At 40.8% G+C, this 17,594-nt stretch carries 16 protein-coding genes; 9 read left to right on the top strand and 7 right to left on the bottom strand.

The window, feature by feature from the left end:
- Positions 1 to 47 precede the first annotated feature (47 nt).
- The 4 genes from HOP08_13905 to HOP08_13920 all read right to left on the bottom strand — a co-directional run bounded on the left by HOP08_13905 (position 48) and on the right by HOP08_13920 (position 3,295).
- Positions 48 to 779: an endonuclease gene (locus tag HOP08_13905; protein NOT76015.1), complete on the bottom strand. Its 732-nt coding sequence runs from the start codon at positions 777 to 779 to the stop codon at positions 48 to 50.
- Between the two features lies 1 nt (position 780).
- Positions 781 to 1,530, bottom strand: coding sequence for a DUF72 domain-containing protein (locus HOP08_13910; GenBank protein NOT76016.1), 750 nt, complete (start codon positions 1,528 to 1,530; stop codon positions 781 to 783).
- A gap of 47 nt (positions 1,531 to 1,577) precedes the next feature.
- The gene (locus tag HOP08_13915) at positions 1,578 to 2,801 is read right to left on the bottom strand and encodes a DUF763 domain-containing protein (GenBank protein ID NOT76017.1); all 1,224 of its coding nucleotides are present in this window, start codon (positions 2,799 to 2,801) and stop codon (positions 1,578 to 1,580) included.
- Between the two features lie 62 nt (positions 2,802 to 2,863).
- Positions 2,864 to 3,295, bottom strand: a complete 432-nt coding sequence (locus HOP08_13920) for a BON domain-containing protein (protein ID NOT76018.1) — start codon at positions 3,293 to 3,295, stop codon at positions 2,864 to 2,866.
- A 599-nt stretch (positions 3,296 to 3,894) separates the two neighbouring features.
- On the opposite strand from HOP08_13920, the gene HOP08_13925 reads away from it, so the two are divergent.
- The 3 genes from HOP08_13925 to HOP08_13935 all read left to right on the top strand — a co-directional run bounded on the left by HOP08_13925 (position 3,895) and on the right by HOP08_13935 (position 4,951).
- The gene (locus tag HOP08_13925; GenBank protein ID NOT76019.1) at positions 3,895 to 4,173 is read left to right on the top strand and encodes a YtxH domain-containing protein; all 279 of its coding nucleotides are present in this window, start codon (positions 3,895 to 3,897) and stop codon (positions 4,171 to 4,173) included.
- 75 nt (positions 4,174 to 4,248) lie between these two features.
- On the top strand, positions 4,249 to 4,590 hold the full coding sequence (locus HOP08_13930) for a phage holin family protein (GenBank protein NOT76020.1): 342 nt from the start codon (positions 4,249 to 4,251) through the stop codon (positions 4,588 to 4,590).
- The gene (locus tag HOP08_13935) at positions 4,583 to 4,951 is read left to right on the top strand and encodes a hypothetical protein (protein ID NOT76021.1); all 369 of its coding nucleotides are present in this window, start codon (positions 4,583 to 4,585) and stop codon (positions 4,949 to 4,951) included. Before HOP08_13930 ends, HOP08_13935 begins: the two co-directional genes overlap by 8 nt.
- Here the strand turns inward: HOP08_13935 and HOP08_13940 are convergent, their stop codons facing one another.
- Both HOP08_13940 and HOP08_13945 read right to left on the bottom strand, forming a co-directional pair.
- Positions 4,952 to 5,371 carry a response regulator gene (locus HOP08_13940; GenBank protein NOT76022.1) on the bottom strand — a complete coding sequence of 140 codons (420 nt, stop codon included), beginning with the start codon at positions 5,369 to 5,371 and terminating at the stop codon, positions 4,952 to 4,954.
- 53 nt (positions 5,372 to 5,424) lie between these two features.
- Complete coding sequence (locus tag HOP08_13945) at positions 5,425 to 6,804, bottom strand: hypothetical protein (GenBank protein ID NOT76023.1); 1,380 nt, start codon at positions 6,802 to 6,804, stop codon at positions 5,425 to 5,427.
- A 201-nt stretch (positions 6,805 to 7,005) separates the two neighbouring features.
- Between HOP08_13945 and rpoN the strand changes: the two genes are divergently transcribed.
- From rpoN to HOP08_13965, 4 genes are all read left to right on the top strand, one after another.
- On the top strand, positions 7,006 to 8,412 hold the full coding sequence (gene rpoN / locus HOP08_13950) for an RNA polymerase factor sigma-54 (protein ID NOT76024.1): 1,407 nt from the start codon (positions 7,006 to 7,008) through the stop codon (positions 8,410 to 8,412).
- A gap of 64 nt (positions 8,413 to 8,476) precedes the next feature.
- Positions 8,477 to 9,952, top strand: coding sequence for a sigma-54-dependent Fis family transcriptional regulator (locus HOP08_13955; protein ID NOT76025.1), 1,476 nt, complete (start codon positions 8,477 to 8,479; stop codon positions 9,950 to 9,952).
- A gap of 8 nt (positions 9,953 to 9,960) precedes the next feature.
- Positions 9,961 to 11,943 (top strand): PAS domain-containing protein, encoded by a 1,983-nt coding sequence (locus HOP08_13960; protein ID NOT76026.1) that lies wholly within the window; start codon positions 9,961 to 9,963, stop codon positions 11,941 to 11,943.
- A 4-nt stretch (positions 11,944 to 11,947) separates the two neighbouring features.
- Complete coding sequence (locus HOP08_13965; GenBank protein ID NOT76027.1) at positions 11,948 to 13,393, top strand: response regulator; 1,446 nt, start codon at positions 11,948 to 11,950, stop codon at positions 13,391 to 13,393.
- A 190-nt stretch (positions 13,394 to 13,583) separates the two neighbouring features.
- On the opposite strand, the gene HOP08_13970 is transcribed toward HOP08_13965, so the two are convergent.
- Positions 13,584 to 14,249: a PorT family protein gene (locus HOP08_13970; GenBank protein ID NOT76028.1), complete on the bottom strand. Its 666-nt coding sequence runs from the start codon at positions 14,247 to 14,249 to the stop codon at positions 13,584 to 13,586.
- A gap of 152 nt (positions 14,250 to 14,401) precedes the next feature.
- Between HOP08_13970 and HOP08_13975 the strand changes: the two genes are divergently transcribed.
- Positions 14,402 to 14,851, top strand: coding sequence for a response regulator (locus HOP08_13975; protein NOT76029.1), 450 nt, complete (start codon positions 14,402 to 14,404; stop codon positions 14,849 to 14,851).
- Positions 14,852 to 14,859: 8 nt separating this feature from the next.
- Complete coding sequence (locus HOP08_13980) at positions 14,860 to 17,559, top strand: PAS domain S-box protein (protein NOT76030.1); 2,700 nt, start codon at positions 14,860 to 14,862, stop codon at positions 17,557 to 17,559.
- Positions 17,560 to 17,594: the final 35 nt, after the last annotated feature.

Genomic DNA, 17,594 nt, shown 5'->3' on the forward strand with positions numbered 1-17,594 from the left:
TCTAAAATGAACAAAAAAGGGATCTCCAGAGGTCCCTTTTTTATTGTCTAACGATAGAGAATCTGACAATTGGAGCAAAAGCATGTTAGTCTTTTTCCTTTTCCAATGTATTTTTTGACTAAAGGGATCTTGCATCTGGGACAATCGCTTTTTTCATAGACCAGAAAATGCTTACTGAGTTCATTTATTTTTTTCCAGCGATAAAAATCAAAGCTGTAATCGTGCGCTTCTTTGATCATCGCTGTGACCTTGACGGGCGGTAGAGCGCCAACTCTTGATTCAGGATGAATTCTGGCGCGGAAGAGTGACTCATTTTTAATAATGTTCCCAACCCCTGAAAAAATACTTTGATCCAGCAGAACATCACAGACCATTGCCTTATCCAGTATTTTCAATGAATTCTTTGCTTTGCGGGAATTCCATTGGTGAGACATAATATCCTTTTCCCAATCATAAAAATCGGCAGGCAAACCTTCATGAAGAGTGATGATACAGGTGTAAAAATTTACCTCACCTTCTTTATATGCAAGCCGAAGTCGTGGGTGTGCTGCTTTTCTTTCGTTAAGACGGTAAGTTCCAAACATCATAAAGTGAATGCGAAGGAAGAATTTTGGAAAGCAGATCAGGAAGTGCTTTCCCCAACTTTTCAGATCAGTGATACGGTTGCCAATGATCCTAACCATGTCAATTTTCGCATCGCCCGTGACCGAAATTATCTTCTTTCCCTTCAACTCTGATAATTTTTCTTTAGCAATAAGAATGGAAGGGCCTTCGGGCATATCAATGAATTGATTGAATAATGGGTTGAGTACTTTTTGAATTGCTGATTTCCATTAACTGTGAGGCATTTGTGTAACCTGCTTCATAATAGGTATTATTAAAATAAACTGCATGAGATTTACAATGAGTTGGAAAGCTTCGATATATCTTCTGCAATTCGTTGATATTATAAGATGATTTGAAAAGTTCGGGATTGCCGTGAAGTCTGAGGTAGAATGAAGGAGATGTATGAACAAATGAAGTTTTCATTCCAGGAAAGTCAATATTGCAAAAAGTCAGGTTAGCATTTTCAAATGCCTCCGTTACCTTTTCATTCCACCAGGACGGGTGTCTGAACTCGACTACATTTCTTTGTTCATTGGGAATGTTATTAATAATTCTTTCGAGATTTTCTTCTGAATAGTGAAATGAGGGCGGAAGCTGAAAAAGGAAGTGCATTAATTTTTTTTGAAGACCTTCTTCGATTAAATCCTGAAAATCCAGAATGAGTTGCCTTGTTTCTTTAAGCTTGCTATAATGAGTGATGCTCTTGCTCATTTTAACAGAAAAGCAAAAATCGTCCGGAGTGCCAGTTGAATACTTCCTCAAACTTGCAAGAGAAGGTGTTTTGTAGAAGGCTCCGTTTAATTCAACGGTATTAAAAACCGAACTATAGTATGTCAGCCATTCTTTTGGCTGAATTCCTTTTGGATAGAATTTATTTTTCCAGGAAGGATAATAGTATCCTGAACATCCTATTTTATAGCTCATTATGCTTGGTCTACTAAAAATATGCCAGCATTATTTGAGTGTTTGATCTAGAATAGATCTAATTGAGAGTTGGGTTTAGGAGGTTTCGCTTTACCAAATACGGTCCGTCCTCCATAGAGATGTGAATCGTCCCTTTCCTTTTGCAAGAATTCATCAAATGACTTCGGATCTGGGTCAAAGCTATCTTCTATTATGCCTGTTATCAGGGAGAGATTTTTTATAGCTTCTTTTTTATCACTGTCTCCGAGCCTGGCTTTTTCAATGGAAGTTTTGAGGATGTCAATCGTCTGGTCGTACACTTTGGTGGGAACCGGAAAAGGATGCCCATCTTTCCCTCCATGTGCGAAAGAGAACCGGGCCGGATCCTGGAATCTCGAAGGTGTTCCGTAAATGATTTCACTGACCAAAGCCAACGATTGGATCGTTCTTGGTCCAACGCCTTCCAATAGCAACAATGACTCAAAATCTTTTATTTCTCTGTCATGTGCCAGAACGAGAACGGCACCTAATCGTTTTAGATTGACGTCTTCTGCTCTGACATCGTGATGAGATGGCATTACAATTTTTTGAATTTCAGGCAGCATAAGTCCTGGATTTTCTTTCGTCATCTCCAGCATGGAAGCTTTAGCTGCGTTTGCATTAAGATCGACAAGGTTCAGAATTTCTCCCTGATTTTTTCCATATATGAAAGTATGAGGATTCTCAACGAATGAAACTACTTTTTCTGAATGCCAATGATATCTTCGGGCCATTCCATTGAGGCCATTCATGCCTTGCTGAACGACTGCCCATTCACCTTCTTTAGTAACAATGAAATTGTGCAGGTAAAGTTGAAAGCCGTCCTGAATAGCTGTGTTGTCAACTTTAGCAGTAAGCTTACTGTTACTCACCAGATCTAATCCTTTAAGTCCTGTCTTTTCTGATAGGGCGATAAGCTCTGAAGGAGTTTCCTTTGAATGTTTTCCCTTGCCACCGGCTATAAATATTCCTAGCTCTTTGAATTTTGGATTGATGGAACGTTTTAAAGCGCCCATTACAGAGGTGGTTATCCCGGATGAATGCCAGTCCATTCCCAAAGCACATCCAAACGATTGAAACCAAAATGGATCGCTCAACCTGCTTAGCACCGCGGATCTCCCAAACTCCAGAACAATTGATTCTATAATTGCTCCCCCCAGCAAACTCATTCTGTTCGCCAGCCAAAGAGGAACTTTACCATAGTGCAGGGGTAAGTCCGCGTACCGTCTGTTGTTAAAATATAGTTTTGGCATTCCCGTAAATTACAAAACGGGTAATAAAAAAGTTCTTTGTCGGTGTGCTTAAATGTATAGAGTTATTTTTTATACCGAATGAGGTTTTCAACGTTGGTAACTCCGGCTATGGATTCCGCCAGGTCTTCTGCCCTTCTTTTACTGACTTTATCCATTACTGTTCCTGTCAGGAGCACTTCACCGTTTACTACTTTAACAGTAATATCTGATGAGTCAATGTGCGAGTCCTGAGTAAGTTCTTCGTTGATATCTTCTTCTATTCGGGCATCGGTGCGTTTATAGCCTTTGGGTCCTTTTCCTTTATGAGAAGTTTTTGGAGCAGTGCTGTGCTCACCCCATGAATGTTGGGCAGCCTCCTTACCAGAACTTTTGCTTTCGTGTTGACCCTCTTTTTGATAAGTAGGGTAATGATCTTCCCAAGATGTGTAGTGGACGCTATTATCTTTATTGACCTTACTCCTTGAGTGTTGGTTTGTAGTGGATAAATTTTTCATAAGTATCAGGATAATATATATCCAACTACCTTAAAAAAATTATACCAGTTTTGAAATTGTCGAGGAAACATTAACTGTGGGCACAGGTAATGATATATACGTAAAAGAAAACTAAAAAATGTTTTATCCTATTGGAACAGTTCCAGCCTGCTAACGATGTGCAGACTTATAACTATCAGGGTTAGTCCTAATCCAATCATTAAAGTTAAAGCCCTTCCGTTCATAACGATACTATTTTATGATAGTTACCTCTTCGTGAGATGATTCAGAACGTGGTGAAGACATTTTGATGATTGCTGTACCAAACAATGCGAGGGTAAGCATAAATACGATGGTGAACTTGGTGATAGGTTTCATAGCGTTGGGTTTTGTGTTGTTGCTTGACATCTTTCTATTATAGTGCCATAATGAATTTGTGCCTAAATGAACTTTAAATGCACTTTTTTAAAAGAATCATATCGTAAGAAATGATCGGAGTTGGGTAAAATATTCCTCATTCTCTCTGCGATTATAAGCATGACGACATGATAATGTACTCCACCGCATGGCATAGTATTTTGATAACTATTAATCGAATTACAACTAAAACTAAAATCGATATGAAAAATTCCGCTAACATTTTCCTGGGCATTCTGGGAGCCGCAACTGCAGGAGTGATCATCGGGATGTTAATAGCTCCTGAAAAAGGTGAGACTCTTCGTGGTAATCTAAAAGGAACAGCATCAGATCTTGCAAAAAGACTTGGTGATTTGATTGCCTCTGGCAAAGATCATTATGATGAAGTAAGATCTACTGCTATGGATGAAGCAAATGATTTTAAGAACGAACTAAGAGCAGAAGCAAACAACGCTTATAAGAAAGCAAAAGCTTCTATCTAAGATTTCTTGAACAATAAGATTACAGCAAGGTGGGAATTTTCCTGCCTTGCTAATTTCTTAACCGGCGAAACCCCCATGGACGAATTAAAAACCAAAGCTGAATCATTAACAGACCATGTCTCGGATTACGTAGAGACATATTTCAAGCTCACTGTATTAAATGCTACTCAGAAAGCTACCGGTGTTGCTTCCGTCAGTCTGATGGCGATTCTCATCACCTTTTTTCTGATGTTCGTTCTCATGTTTGGAGGATTGGGAGTAAGTATGTGGCTTGGTGAAACACTTGACGATCCGAAAGCGGGATTCTTTATCGTGGGTGGATTTTATCTGCTCTGTGCTATTATCATTATCCTCTTCAGAAAGAAGATCATTTTCCCATATGTCAGAAATCAGATAATCAGAAAGGTTTATGAGTAAGATCCAGACATATGAAGACCTCGTAGCGGAACGTGAATCCCTTGAGAAGACATTGGCGATTCAGAAGGAGATCATCAGAGCCGACGTTGTTGAATTGAAAAAAGAACTGCGTCCTGCGAAAGATCTTTTGACCTTTTTAGCAAAGATCACAACCAAAGACAAAAGCAATTCCCTTGTCTCTCTGGGAGTTGATCTTGTAGGAGATGTTTTGATTAAAAATCTCGTCCTGGCAAAGGCTGGTTGGATAACACGCCTTATTGTTCCTTTTTTAATGAAAAACTACGGAACGAACTTCCTTACTAAAGGAGCGGGTGGAAATTTTTTACAGAAGATTTCTGACAAGCTACGTCGGGTAGCTTAATTATCGAAGAGCTACAGAGGCAGTTTCAAACCAATACGCTTTCAACCTACTTACAACCTTCAGAAGATCTGAATAACTATCTGGCTTAACCACGTAGGTATTAGCGCCCAACTCATAGCATCGGGCAATCTCTGACTCATTTTTAGTAGTAGTAAAAATCACCACAGGAATCTTTTTCAGGTGAGGGTGTTGCTTAATCTCTTTGAGCGACTCTCTACCGTCTTTTTTGGGCATATTGAGATCCAGGAGAATTACCCTTGGATAGACATTATTTTCGTCAGTCAGGATCTTCAAAAGATCAACGCCATTGTGAGCAAATACAACATCCAGTTGTAATCCGGTTTCCTTAAAAGCAGTTTCCAGCAATAATCTATCGTCACTGTCGTCCTCCGCTATTACTATGCTTCTGTTGTCCTGCATGGTTATATATACACTATGGCACCCAAGATACCACTGTTTACTCGATTTTGACCTTAAAGCGGAAAGTACAAAGTAAATGTTGCCCCTTCGTTAATTCCACCTGCAGCGGTAATAAAACCGTCATGATTTGCCATAATTCTCTGACAAAGGGAAAGTCCCAGCCCTTTCCCCTCGTACCGGTCAGATTGGCCATGAAGTTTCTGAAAGAGGATAAAGATCTTATTGGCATATTCAGATTCAAACCCAATTCCATTATCAGAAAAATTGATCATCAGGTACTGGCGGTCTGGAGTAAGTAGTTCATTGCCATTATTTGATACTATTTCTGAATAGATAGTAATGTTTAAAGGTTCTTCGGGTTTCGAGAATTTTATTGAATTGTTAATCAATTCCTCAAAGAGCATTTCAAGTTGTTGCTTGTACCCTTTAATGATCGGTAAGGAAGTCTGGATGGTAAGGCTTCCCTTCTTCTCGTTCATTTTTTCTGAAAGTGCTGCCTGTGCTTTGGATATTGCTAATGAGAGATTCACGTCTGTTATTTTTCCATCAGGAGTGGCCAGACTTGTAAATGAAGAAAGATCGGCCACCAGTTCTCTGACTCTCGCGGCATTTGCATCAACTCGTTTCAGGATTGCTAAAGCTTCTTCCGGAATCTCTTTTTCAAATTTTATGATCAATGCATCGCTGAAGATCCTCATCTTCCGCAAAGGTTCCTGAAGATCGTGAGAAGTAACATAGGCAATTTGCTGAAGCTCGGCATTGGAACGATTCAATGAATGAAACTTACTCTCCAATAGATTTTGTGCAGCCGTACGATGTTTTAATTCCTGCATCAGAAGTACAAATGAGATCAGAGAAACCACAGCCGTGATGGAAATGATTGCCTTGAAATAAGAAGGTGTTATTCTTTCAAATTCCAGTTTCTTTTTCGCCCGCTGAACAAGCAGCAGCTGCTCTTCAGCCAGGATGGTATTTACAATACTTCTGAACTTGTCCATTTTAACCTTGCCAGCTTTTAATCTTAAGGTCAATGCGTCGGGAGAGATGAATGGACTGATATTCAGAGTTTCCTCCATGATCTGAAGTTTCTCCCATGACACCTTGCGCAACGTGTCAATCATTTTACTTTCCAACGTGTTTTCAAATGCCAGCCCCCTAAGGCTGTCTATGGTTTTTGGAACCTGTGACCGCGCCTCTAGCAGGGGTTCCAGAAAAATGGAATCTTTAGTAAGTAAAAATCCGCGTTGTCCGGTCTCTGCGTCGATCACCTGGGAATGCATCTTTTGCACATTATTCATAACTACCTGGGTATGCTCGACCAGGGAAGAGTATTCTGAGTAGGAGGTGAGGCTATTATAAAGGAGCATAGAAAAGAATAGCAGCACCAGTAGCGAAAACCCAAAAGCAATGGAATAAAGCTGACTTTTTCTCATTTAGAACCCTTAATTGTGGAATTTTTTCTACACTTCAAAGTTAATTTTTGCCCTGAGAAATAGACCAGGAGCACTGATTGTTTTGTTTTTGTTTGATTATCAAGCACTTAATTTTTAAAGTATCAATATCGTTGTTGCCCAAATTTTTCTGGCTTCTGCATTGCCTATTCCACGTCAAAGAAACCTATAAACCTCAGTGTTATGCTAAAGCAAATTGGAACACAAAAGCAGCATTTCAATGTCTTACCACAGCAAATACAATTATTAAAATTATTTCACCTCACTACTCTTGAATTACAGCAACGTATTCAGGAAGAGTTGAATGATAATCCTTTGTTGGAAGAGGAGGTTAACGATGAAGATAAGCTTTCTGCCGAATCTTCTAAGGACGAAATACAGGAGTATCAGGATGAAGAGGAATATGCTTATGATGATATTCCTGATTATAAATTAGAGCATAACAATTATCTCGCGGAAGATACTGCGCAAAGACCATTTGCAGAATTACATGATTTCAGAAAGGCATTGAAAGAACAGATGTCTGTTCATTTATCCAATGAAAAGGAAACCATCATTGCAGAATTTCTGATTGATTCATTGGATGAACAGGGATTTCTTGATGCAGATGCCTCCTCCCTTGCAGATGACATTTCTTTCCAGAATCATATTGTAGTGGAAGCTGAAGAAGTTGAAAGAATGCGCCTTTTACTGCAACAAATCGACCCTTGTGGTATTGGCTGCAGAACTATCAAGGAGTTTCTTATTTTCCAATTGCAGGCAATGGAACAGGAAGATACTGTGAAGTATGGTATCAGCTTGCTTAGTGATCACTTCCAGGATCTTTCAAACAGGAACATGGAAAAGATCGCCAACAAGATTCAGATTTCTGAAGACGAACTTCGTGATGTTATCCGCCTGATCGCAACATTGAAGAGAAAACCCTTTACAGAACTACAATCTTCTGTTGCGGCTCCACACGTGATCCCTGATTTTATCATTACAGAAAATGATGATAAGCTGGAAGTATCATTATATCGTCAGCGTTCATCGACTTTATTCATTAATCAGTCGTTGACGAAGATGCTTGAGAAAGAAAAGAAGGCCGACAAGGCAACCGTAACATATCTTAAAGGAAAATTAAATTCAGCACAGTGGTTTGTGGATGCTATCAAGCAGCGCGAAACAACTATGATGAAGATCATGACCGAGATCCTGAAATTCCAGGCAGACTATTTCAGAGAAGGTGATATCCGTTTTCTGAAACCGATGATCCTGAAGAATATTGCTGAGAAGATCGGAATGGACATCTCCACGGTGTCCCGCATCACCTGCAATAAATACGCAGACACACCCTTTGGCACAATTTTACTGAAGAGCTTATTCTCAGAAGGTGTTGAGAATGAACAGGGTGAAATGATCAGTAACCGCGTTATTCAAACTGCCATCGAGGAAGTTGTGAAAACAGAGGACAAGCACGCGCCTTATACTGACCAGCAGTTGGTGTCAATTCTCTCAGGAAAAGGTTTTGACATTGCTCGCAGGACGGTCTCTAAGTATCGTGAGCATCTTCAAATTCCGATTGCGCAACGTAGAGCTGCGTGGCGTTAAAATAGGTAGTAATTTCAAGGAAGGAGTTTTAAATTAGACCTTTCGATTAACTCAATAACAAAGCATGCAAAAGATTTTGGTGATTGATGACGACCGTGACATGCGGTTCTTGTTGTTACGCTATTTAAAAAAGAATGATTTTGAGGTTTTTGAAGCAGACAGCGGGAAAGCCGCCTTAAGTCTGTTATCCAAAACAAAGCCTGACCTGATCCTTTGCGATTTTAAATTGGGGGATACAAATGGTAATGCTTTGTTGAAAGAGATCAAGGACCATTACCATGATATTCCTGTAATTATTATTACGGGCTATGCCGATATAAAGATTGCCGTTGAAGTAATGAAGCTGGGGGCGTATGATTATGTCATTAAGCCATTGATCCCGGATGAGATATTATTAACAATACGCAAAGCCCTGGCAGGTGTTGCGAAAGATGACCCGATTCCTGAGACTGCTGCACCTGCTCCTGTAAAAGAGAAATCAGGCACTACAATTTCAGGTCAATATATTTTTGGAGATAGCCCGGTGTTTAAAAATCTGCTGGAGCAGATCAATCGTGTTGCCCCTACTAACTACAGCGTCATCATTTATGGTGAAACAGGTAGCGGAAAAGAAGCAATAGCTCAGGAGATCCATAAACGCAGTGCGCGTAAGTCAAAGCCCTTTGTGGCGATCGACTGCGGAGCGCTCTCAAAAGAACTGGCAGGAAGTGAGTTGTTCGGTCATGAGAAAGGCGCCTTCACCGGTGCGATGGGTCAGAAGATCGGGAATTTTGAGATTGCCAACGGCGGTACAATTTTCCTGGATGAGATTGCCAATCTTCCCTATGATGTTCAGGTTTCCCTCTTGCGTGTTGTTCAGGAAAGAAAGATGCGCCGGGTAGGCGGAACGAAAGACATTGATCTTGATGTGCGAATAATTGTTGCCAGCAATGAATTGCTATGGGATAATACCCGTCAGAACAAAATGCGTTTCCGCGAAGATCTATATCACCGCTTTAATGAGTTTACCATTACAGTTCCACCGTTGCGTGAGAGGAAGGATGATATTAAAATATTTGCACAGCATTTCCTTACCCTTACTAATAATGAGCTGAGTAAGAATGTCAAGGGTTTTACTCCGGAGGTCGATGAGATATTTAAAAATTATATCTGGTACGGAAATCTTCGTGAGTTAAAGAATGTAATTAAGCGGGTCGTGTTGCTGACGGATACAGAATTCATTGAGGCAAGATCCCTTCCATTTGAAATTTCCAATTTCTCTAAACTATTATTCCAAAGTGAGCCGACTGCTTTGCCGGATAGATTGACGGAGCACCCCGTTGCAGTTTCTCATGGCCATGGTCTTACATCGTCTACAGGTTTGCCCACCAGCGTAACCGAAACGATTAAAGGTGCCAGCCTTGACGCTGAATATGAGTTGATCCTTAAGGTTTTAAAAGAGGTAAAATTCAATAAGACAAAAGCGGCCAAAATACTGAACATTGATAGAAAGACACTCTATAATAAGCTTGATGAATACAAGGTTTTGAGTGGTAAATAAATAAGTAAATGTCTTTAGCCGGTGATTCACAGGATATTAATAATCCGCGAGGAGTTATTAATATGGCGGACGATGCTTTGCAAATGGGCATCTACGATTTTTTTCCCGGCCTGGTCTATGTCTACGACCTGGATCAGAAGCAGCTGCGCTATATAAATAAAAAGCTCACAGACTCCCTTGGTTATTCTTATGATGATCTGAAAGAATGGAAACAGGATTTTGGTCGCCTTGTATTTAAAGATGATCTTGAGCTGGTTCAAAAGGAGCTTGAAAAGTATTACGAGCTCAAGGAACACGACTCGCATGGATATCAATGCCGTCTCAATCGCAAGGAAGGTGACTACATTCACTTTCAGGTAACGGGTAAGGTCATTCGTCGTAATGACAAGGGTAAGCCTGAATCCGTTCTATTCATTGCTCAGGATATCAGTGAGCAGATAAAGGTTGCGGATGAAGCAAGAGCTTTCCGTGAGCTGATGGACGATACAGAGACGTTGCTTCAGTTCTCAACCTGGCGATGGGATGCAATCACAAATATTGAACGATGGAGCAAAGGTGTTTATCCATTGCTTAACTATAATGAAAAGGAGATAGAGTCTAAAATGTCCAGTAAGTTCTTCCTGGACCACATTATTCCTAAAGACCGGGAAAGAATCGATAAGCTTTATAATCACGCTATTGACACCAAGCAGGAGTTTTTGAGTTATGAGTACACCATTCTGACGCATGATCAGCAAAGCAAGATTCTTCATAGCACAATTCGATTCCGCTATGCAAATGAAGTTCTGATCGGGGCGCTTGGAATTAACAGGGATGTTACCGAGAAGTCAACATTGATTAATAGTTTGTTGGGATATCGTGAAATGATCATGGAGCGTGATATGTTTCTGGATCAGGGAACATTCGAACTTGATATCAAGACGGGAGATGTTATGTGGTCCGATGGGATGTATACCCTATACGGGTATGACCCTGTTGCTGATAAAGAAAAGATGACCATTACAGAAGCGCTTTACAAGAAGCACTTATTCGACGACGATTTTGAAAGCTATAAATCAAAGAGGGGCGAGGCCTTTCAACAATCTAACTCTGCTGTGTGGCAATACCAGATTGCTACAGGTTCTGGTGAAATCAAACAACTGGAAACTTATGGAAAAATGATCCGTGACGCACAAGGAGAACCGATTCGTCTGATTGGCACTACCCGTGATGTTACCAAGATTGTGAAGTATGAAAGAGAGCTTGAGAGAAAGATCGTTGAATTGAGAAGATCTAATAAGGATCTGGAAGACTTTGCATACATCGCCTCTCATGATATGCATGAGCCTCTGAGAAAGGTTCACTCATTTGCTGACAGACTTCGAACCAAGCACAGCAGTGGCCTGGATGAAGAAGCGAAAGGATATCTTGAGAGAATTTTGTCGGCTACCCAGAATGCCCGCCTCATGATTGATGGCTTAATGGAGTTTTCACGCCTGTCGCGAAATGGAGATTGGTTCGAGAAGATAAAACTTAATGAAATTGTAGCTGAAGTTCTCAATGATCTTGAGTTGAAGATTGAGGAGACTAACACAAAAATTGAGGTCACCGATCTTCCTGAAATTGAGGGGATGAAGCTGCAGCTAAAGCAATTATTTGCTAATATTATATTGAATGCCATCAAATTCCGGAAGCAGGACGTTTCTCCTGTGATCAGCATCAAGTGCAGGAAACTATCGAGACAGGAAGCAACCGGGCTGAACCTTGATATCAATACAGAATATTATAAATTGATGATCAAAGACAATGGAATCGGTTTTGAAGAAGAGTATGCTGAAACCATTTTCCAGATGTTTCAAAGATTGAATAGTAAAAATGAATATCCAGGATCTGGCATAGGACTTGCGCTCTGCAAGAAGATCACTGATAATCATCAGGGTGTGATCTCGGCAAGTAGTAGCCCGGGCGAAGGAACGATCATCTCTATTATATTACCGGAAAAACATAATTAATTACATGCCTGAATCGGTTAATAGTAAACCTGTGCGCGTACTGATCGTCGACGATGAAGAAGACGATTTTATTCTCACCAGTTCTCAGATCAAGGATATCACTACACGCACCTTTGCAATAGAATGGTGTTCCAATTATAAAAAAGCTGTTGAACGCATCGGAAAGTCAGAGCATGATATCTACTTCATTGATTACCGCCTGGGTGCAAAAACAGGATTAGATTTATTAAAGGAACCAGCTGTCCAGCACAATGAACAGCCAGTTATTCTACTGACGGGCCAGGGAAATCAGGCAATTGATCTCGAGGCGATGCGCCTGGGAGCTGTTGATTATCTTATCAAATCAGAATTAAATCCTGAGAAGCTGGAACGATGCATTCGTTATTCGTTGGAACGGTCAGCTATTCTTAAGGCATCAAGAGCCAGTGAAAGAAAGTATCGCAATATTTTCGAAAAAACACGGGATGTTATCTTTTTATCTGACCATCAGCTTACCATCATTAACATCAATGAAGTCGCGGTTTCTCTATTTGACCTTGAAAGAAATTTGTTGATTGGCCGCAGTATTTATGATCTGCTTTCCGATGAAAAGGAGAAGGTACTGCTTGCCAGAAAACTGGCTGAAGAAAAAAGCGTCGATGACTTTCAGATCGAATTGATCTCTGGAAATCAGGAACGCAAAATCGCGCTCATCTCTGCCTCCCTGGAAATTGATAGCGAAGGGATGCAGTATGTGCAGGGAATGATCCAGGATATCACGTTACTGAAGCGGGCGGAAGAGATCACACTGGAAGCTGAAAAACTTGAAGCCAAAGGAAACGTGGTACGGACGCTGGCACATGAGATCAGAAATCCATTAAATAATATCAGTGTCTCAATTGATCAGCTAAAGGCTGGAATTTCTGAAGAAGATCAGGAACTTTTAAGTATTGTTTATAGGGGAGTTAAAAGAATTGATGACCTCATTAACGAGCTCATGGATTCTTCCCGCTACTTTAAGATGAAATTCAGGGTGCTATCCCTGCAGTCCGTTGTGGATCGGGCAATTGAAGATGCCCAGGATCGTATCGCATTGAAGAAGATAAAACTGGAGTTGAATTACCCAACGATACCCGCTTCCGCACTTCTTGATTTGGAAAAAATAAAAATCGCTTTCCTGAATATTATTCTTAATGCCGTCGAGGCAATGGAAGAAGGAAAAGGAGTTTTAACAATTACCATTATCTCGAGTCCGGTGATCCATAAGGTGATCATTGGAGATAATGGATGTGGAATGAATGAGGAAACCACATCAAGACTTTTTGAGCCTTACTTTACTTCAAAGCCTAATGGTGTAGGTCTCGGTCTTGCATCAGCGATTGCAATTATTCAGTCGCATAAGAGTACGATCTCCCTGGTCTCAAAAGTAAACGAAGGAACGGTATTCACTATTTCTTTTCCAGCACTTTAATAAATATTACAAATAAGAAAAACCCAGCCGTGTTTCGACTGGGTTTTTTTTATTGATAGGAAGGGACATCTTCAATTACATTTTCCACTGGCTACGAAACCTAACCCCCCTAGTCAGAATCGTCTTTCCCTTATTCCGAATGAATCCGGCGGAGAAGCAGATAGTTGAAGAATGTCCCTAAGTTTTTTTCTTAGAAAGCAAGACCAATGAAGAGTGTCAATGCACTGTTCTTTGAATCCTGAGTAAGGTCACCTGACAAATTACCACTCTTACCGATCTGGTTTAATCCATAGTTATAGCGTGCACCGATCGTAAAGTTTTCGATGTCGAGACCAAGACCACCAACGAGACCGTAATCGAATCTGTTGAAGTCATCAGAGTCAAGATCCGTTACACCCTGAATATCGCCATTCTGAACGTTCTTCACGTTAGCAGAAGTCAGATAAGAAGCATAACCACCGGCATGGATGTTAAAGTTCTTAACGATGTTGAAGACCAATGACACAGGAAGCTGGATATAGTTTAGGTTGAAACGATATTCACCTGATCCCTGGATAAAGTTGTCATAAGTAAGTCTTGCACCAAGATTGCTATACAATAATTCAGGCTGTATAGAGATCCCTCTTGTCATAGGAAGTTTTGCATAAAAACCACCTGTAAATCCCACTTTCATATTTTCATCTTCAACGTTATCAACGTAAAGATTTGAAAGGTTGACACCACCCTTAATACCAAACTTTGGTGTTAAAGTTGTTTCAGCAGATGTTTCCTGCTGTTGCGAATATCCATCAACGGATACAAAAATACAGAGGCCCACGAGCGCACTATATATAACTGACTTGATTGATTTTTTCATGTTGGTTGTTTTGTTTTCCAATAGAGTAAAAGAAGTGTGCCAATAGAAATTAAAGGGCAGGGGCGGTTCTCGTGTGGAAATATTGCCACGTTAGGGGTCAATAAATCCCCTAAATCATGCGTTTTTCGAATGAAATTGAGTATTTTTAAAGAATGAACACACCCCTAAAGAAGTCCGTTTTCCTTGCTGAGGATGATGAAGATGACAGAATGATATTTGAAGACGCTTTAAAAGAGGTTCAGCTCAGTACAAAATTAACAACTGCGAAAAACGGCCAGCAGCTGATGCAGATTTTGCATGATACGGTGCCACCACCGCCGGATGTCATTTTCCTTGATCTCAATATGCCCCGGAAGAATGGTTTTGAATGCCTTGAAGAAATCAAGCGAACCCAAAAGCTTAAGGACATTCCTGTGGTAATATTCTCCACTTCTTTTCAGGAGGAAGACATTAAGTTGACATATGAAAGGGGTGCAAATTTTTATATCTGCAAGCCAGGCACCTTCCATCTTTTGAAGAGGGTAATAGAAAAGGTACTGTTTACCAATTGGAAGGAGAATATTCACAAAATTCCAATGGATGAGTATATACTTAAACCCTGATCAGGTTAATGCAATCCGAATCGATCAATACTAATCAGCTGCTTTCCGGGGAAGGGCGTTATCAGGAATTAATTGAAAGCCTTCCTACTGCCATCTATACATGCGACGCTGATGGATATATACTTCAATTCAATCAGGCAGCAGTAGATTTATGGGGAATCGCTCCCATTGCTGGAAAAACCCGTTGGTGCGGCTCATGGAAAATTTTTAATACTGATGGAACACTCCTAACTCCTGATAAATATCCGACGGCAGTCGTCATCAGAGATGGAATGTCAGTTACCGGTCAGGAGATCATTATTGAACGTCCTGATGGCGTTCGATTAAATGTTTTGCCTCATCCACGACCTATCAAAAATTCATCCGGGGTAGTTATTGGTGCTGTTAATATGTTAGTGGACATCACCGTTCGAAAAGCTACAGAAGAGAAGCTGCGATTGAGTGAGCAGCGCCTCAGATTAGCAACGGAAGGTACAAGATTGGCCACCTGGGATTTAAATCTTCAGACAAGAGAAATCATTTATTCACCACGCCTTGCTACGCTATTTGGTCATGAAGAGACCAAGGTCATCACTCATCAGCAAATGCGTGATCAGATCCATCGCGATGATATTCATACAATCGTAGAGAAGGCTTTTGAAAAGGCGCTGCAGACCAATGATTATAACTACGAAGCACGCGTTGTTCACCCTGATCAATCCATTCGCTGGATTAAGACAAACGGCAAGGTCTTGTATGATGATAACAAAGTTCCGGTCAGAATGCTGGGAACTATGTTGGATATCACCGACAGTCGTGCCGCGGAGGAAAGAACAGAGAGACTTGCTGCTATCGTCGATTCTGCAGATGATGCTATAGTAGGTATCACCATGGAAGGAATTGTGACAAGCTGGAACGGTGGAGCAGTTCGTCTGTATGGATACACTGCTGAAGAAATGATCGGCAGATCGATGAGTCATATTATTCCTTTGAATCGTCAACAGGAAGAGGTGGATATTCTGAGCCGGATAAAGAAAGGGGAGAATGTTGATCACTTTGAGACCATAAGAGTTGCCAAGGGAAACACTGAAATTGAAATCTCTTTAACGGTTTCGCCTATTAAGGATTTGATGGGTAACACCGTCGGGGCATCAAAAAGCGCAAGAAATATTACCCAACAAAAACTGGATGAGCGCCGTATCGCTGAGAATGAACTGAAGTTGCAGATAGTTATTCAGGCTAGTGATCTTGGTACCTGGGAGCTTAATGTTAAAACAGGTGCTGTAAGTTATTCCAAACGATACCTTGAAATAATTGGATATCCCGATCGTGAGCACCTAACCCATGCTGATCTTCTTCGTCGACTGCATCCTGAGGATAAGGTAATCAGGGACAATGCTTTTCAGGATGCTTATGCAAAAGGTCATCTCGAATATGTTTCGCGCCTGATCTGGGAAGATGGAACAATTCGCTGGATAGAAGCAAAGGGAAAGGTTTTTTATGATGAGCAAGGCAAGCCGGAGAAATTGATTGGAACTGTCCGTGATATATCGGAAGAGAAATTCTTCCAGCAGGAATTACTTGAAAATGAAAAGCGATTCAGGTTACTGGCGGATTCCATGCCTCAGTTTGTATGGACCGGAGATCCTAAAGGAAACTTGAATTACTTTAATCAATCTGTTTATGATTATTCGGGATTGACTGTTGAAAAAGTACAACAGGAAGGATGGCTTCAGATTGTCCATCCTGATGAAAGAGATGAGAATGTAAGGGTGTGGATTGAATCGATCCAATCCGGCAATGATTTTCTTTTTGAACATCGCTTTAAAAGAAAAGATGGAGAGTATCGCTGGCAATTAAGTCGTGCGATAGCGCAGCGCGATAATGAAGGCAATATTCAAATGTGGGTGGGGACGAGTACGGACATTCACGACCGAAAATTATTTATCAGTGAACTTGAATCAAAAGTTCAGGAGCGCACCCGAGAATTGAATCAACGCAATGAAGATCTGGTAAAATCGAACATTGAGCTTGGGCAATTTGCGTATGTCGCAAGTCACGATTTGCAGGAACCATTGCGCAAGATCCAGACATTTGCCACACGGATTCAGGAATTGGAGGCGGATCATCTTACGGATTCAGGTAAAGACTATCTGAAGCGCATGCAGTCGGCATCTACCCGAATGAAACAGCTGATTGTTGATCTTCTTACCTATTCCAGGGCAAGTACTGCTGAAAGGAATTTTGAGTTAATAAATCTTACCACAATTCTTAATACCGTCCTTGAGCAGTTGAAAGAGAGTATTGATCAGAAGCAGGCTACGATCCAGTTTGCAACGCTACCGATGGCTCATGTTATACCTTATCAGTTTGAGCAACTGTTGACCAACATCATTTCCAATGCTCTAAAGTTCTCAAAGCAAGGAGTTATACCTGTGATCCTGATCACAACTACTAAAGTGGAAGGCGATACGATTCGTCATTGGGGAGCAACTGAAAGATATTATCATCTGATCACCATCAAAGACAATGGTATCGGGTTTGATCCGCAGTTCAGCGATAGAATTTTCCAGGTATTTCAGCGTCTTCATGGCAAAGATGAGTATGCAGGGACTGGCATTGGACTTTCAATCGTGAAGAAAATCGTTGAGAATCACAATGGCTTTATTACTACTGAGAGCGGTGTGGATGAGGGAGCAGCCTTTAAGATTTATCTCCCGGTTGGATAGAGCAAGCCAGTGAATTAAAGTATAGAGATTCTATT

The organism is Cyclobacteriaceae bacterium (genome assembly GCA_013141055.1).
Taxonomy (GTDB): domain Bacteria; phylum Bacteroidota; class Bacteroidia; order Cytophagales; family Cyclobacteriaceae; genus ELB16-189.

Excerpts from the sequence above, each read along its gene's own strand:
- HOP08_13905 (NOT76015.1), bottom strand. The coding sequence starts at position 779 with ATGCCCGAAGGCCCTTCCATTCTTATTGCTAAAGAAAAATTATCAGAG.
- HOP08_13910 (NOT76016.1), bottom strand. The coding sequence starts at position 1,530 with ATGAGCTATAAAATAGGATGTTCAGGATACTATTATCCTTCCTGGAAA.
- HOP08_13915 (NOT76017.1), bottom strand. The coding sequence starts at position 2,801 with ATGCCAAAACTATATTTTAACAACAGACGGTACGCGGACTTACCCCTG.
- HOP08_13920 (NOT76018.1), bottom strand. The coding sequence starts at position 3,295 with ATGAAAAATTTATCCACTACAAACCAACACTCAAGGAGTAAGGTCAAT.
- HOP08_13925 (NOT76019.1), top strand. The coding sequence starts at position 3,895 with ATGAAAAATTCCGCTAACATTTTCCTGGGCATTCTGGGAGCCGCAACT.
- HOP08_13930 (NOT76020.1), top strand. The coding sequence starts at position 4,249 with ATGGACGAATTAAAAACCAAAGCTGAATCATTAACAGACCATGTCTCG.
- HOP08_13935 (NOT76021.1), top strand. The coding sequence starts at position 4,583 with ATGAGTAAGATCCAGACATATGAAGACCTCGTAGCGGAACGTGAATCC.
- HOP08_13940 (NOT76022.1), bottom strand. The coding sequence starts at position 5,371 with ATGCAGGACAACAGAAGCATAGTAATAGCGGAGGACGACAGTGACGAT.
- HOP08_13945 (NOT76023.1), bottom strand. The coding sequence starts at position 6,804 with ATGAGAAAAAGTCAGCTTTATTCCATTGCTTTTGGGTTTTCGCTACTG.
- rpoN (NOT76024.1), top strand. The coding sequence starts at position 7,006 with ATGCTAAAGCAAATTGGAACACAAAAGCAGCATTTCAATGTCTTACCA.
- HOP08_13955 (NOT76025.1), top strand. The coding sequence starts at position 8,477 with ATGCAAAAGATTTTGGTGATTGATGACGACCGTGACATGCGGTTCTTG.
- HOP08_13960 (NOT76026.1), top strand. The coding sequence starts at position 9,961 with ATGTCTTTAGCCGGTGATTCACAGGATATTAATAATCCGCGAGGAGTT.
- HOP08_13965 (NOT76027.1), top strand. The coding sequence starts at position 11,948 with ATGCCTGAATCGGTTAATAGTAAACCTGTGCGCGTACTGATCGTCGAC.
- HOP08_13970 (NOT76028.1), bottom strand. The coding sequence starts at position 14,249 with ATGAAAAAATCAATCAAGTCAGTTATATATAGTGCGCTCGTGGGCCTC.
- HOP08_13975 (NOT76029.1), top strand. The coding sequence starts at position 14,402 with ATGAACACACCCCTAAAGAAGTCCGTTTTCCTTGCTGAGGATGATGAA.
- HOP08_13980 (NOT76030.1), top strand. The coding sequence starts at position 14,860 with ATGCAATCCGAATCGATCAATACTAATCAGCTGCTTTCCGGGGAAGGG.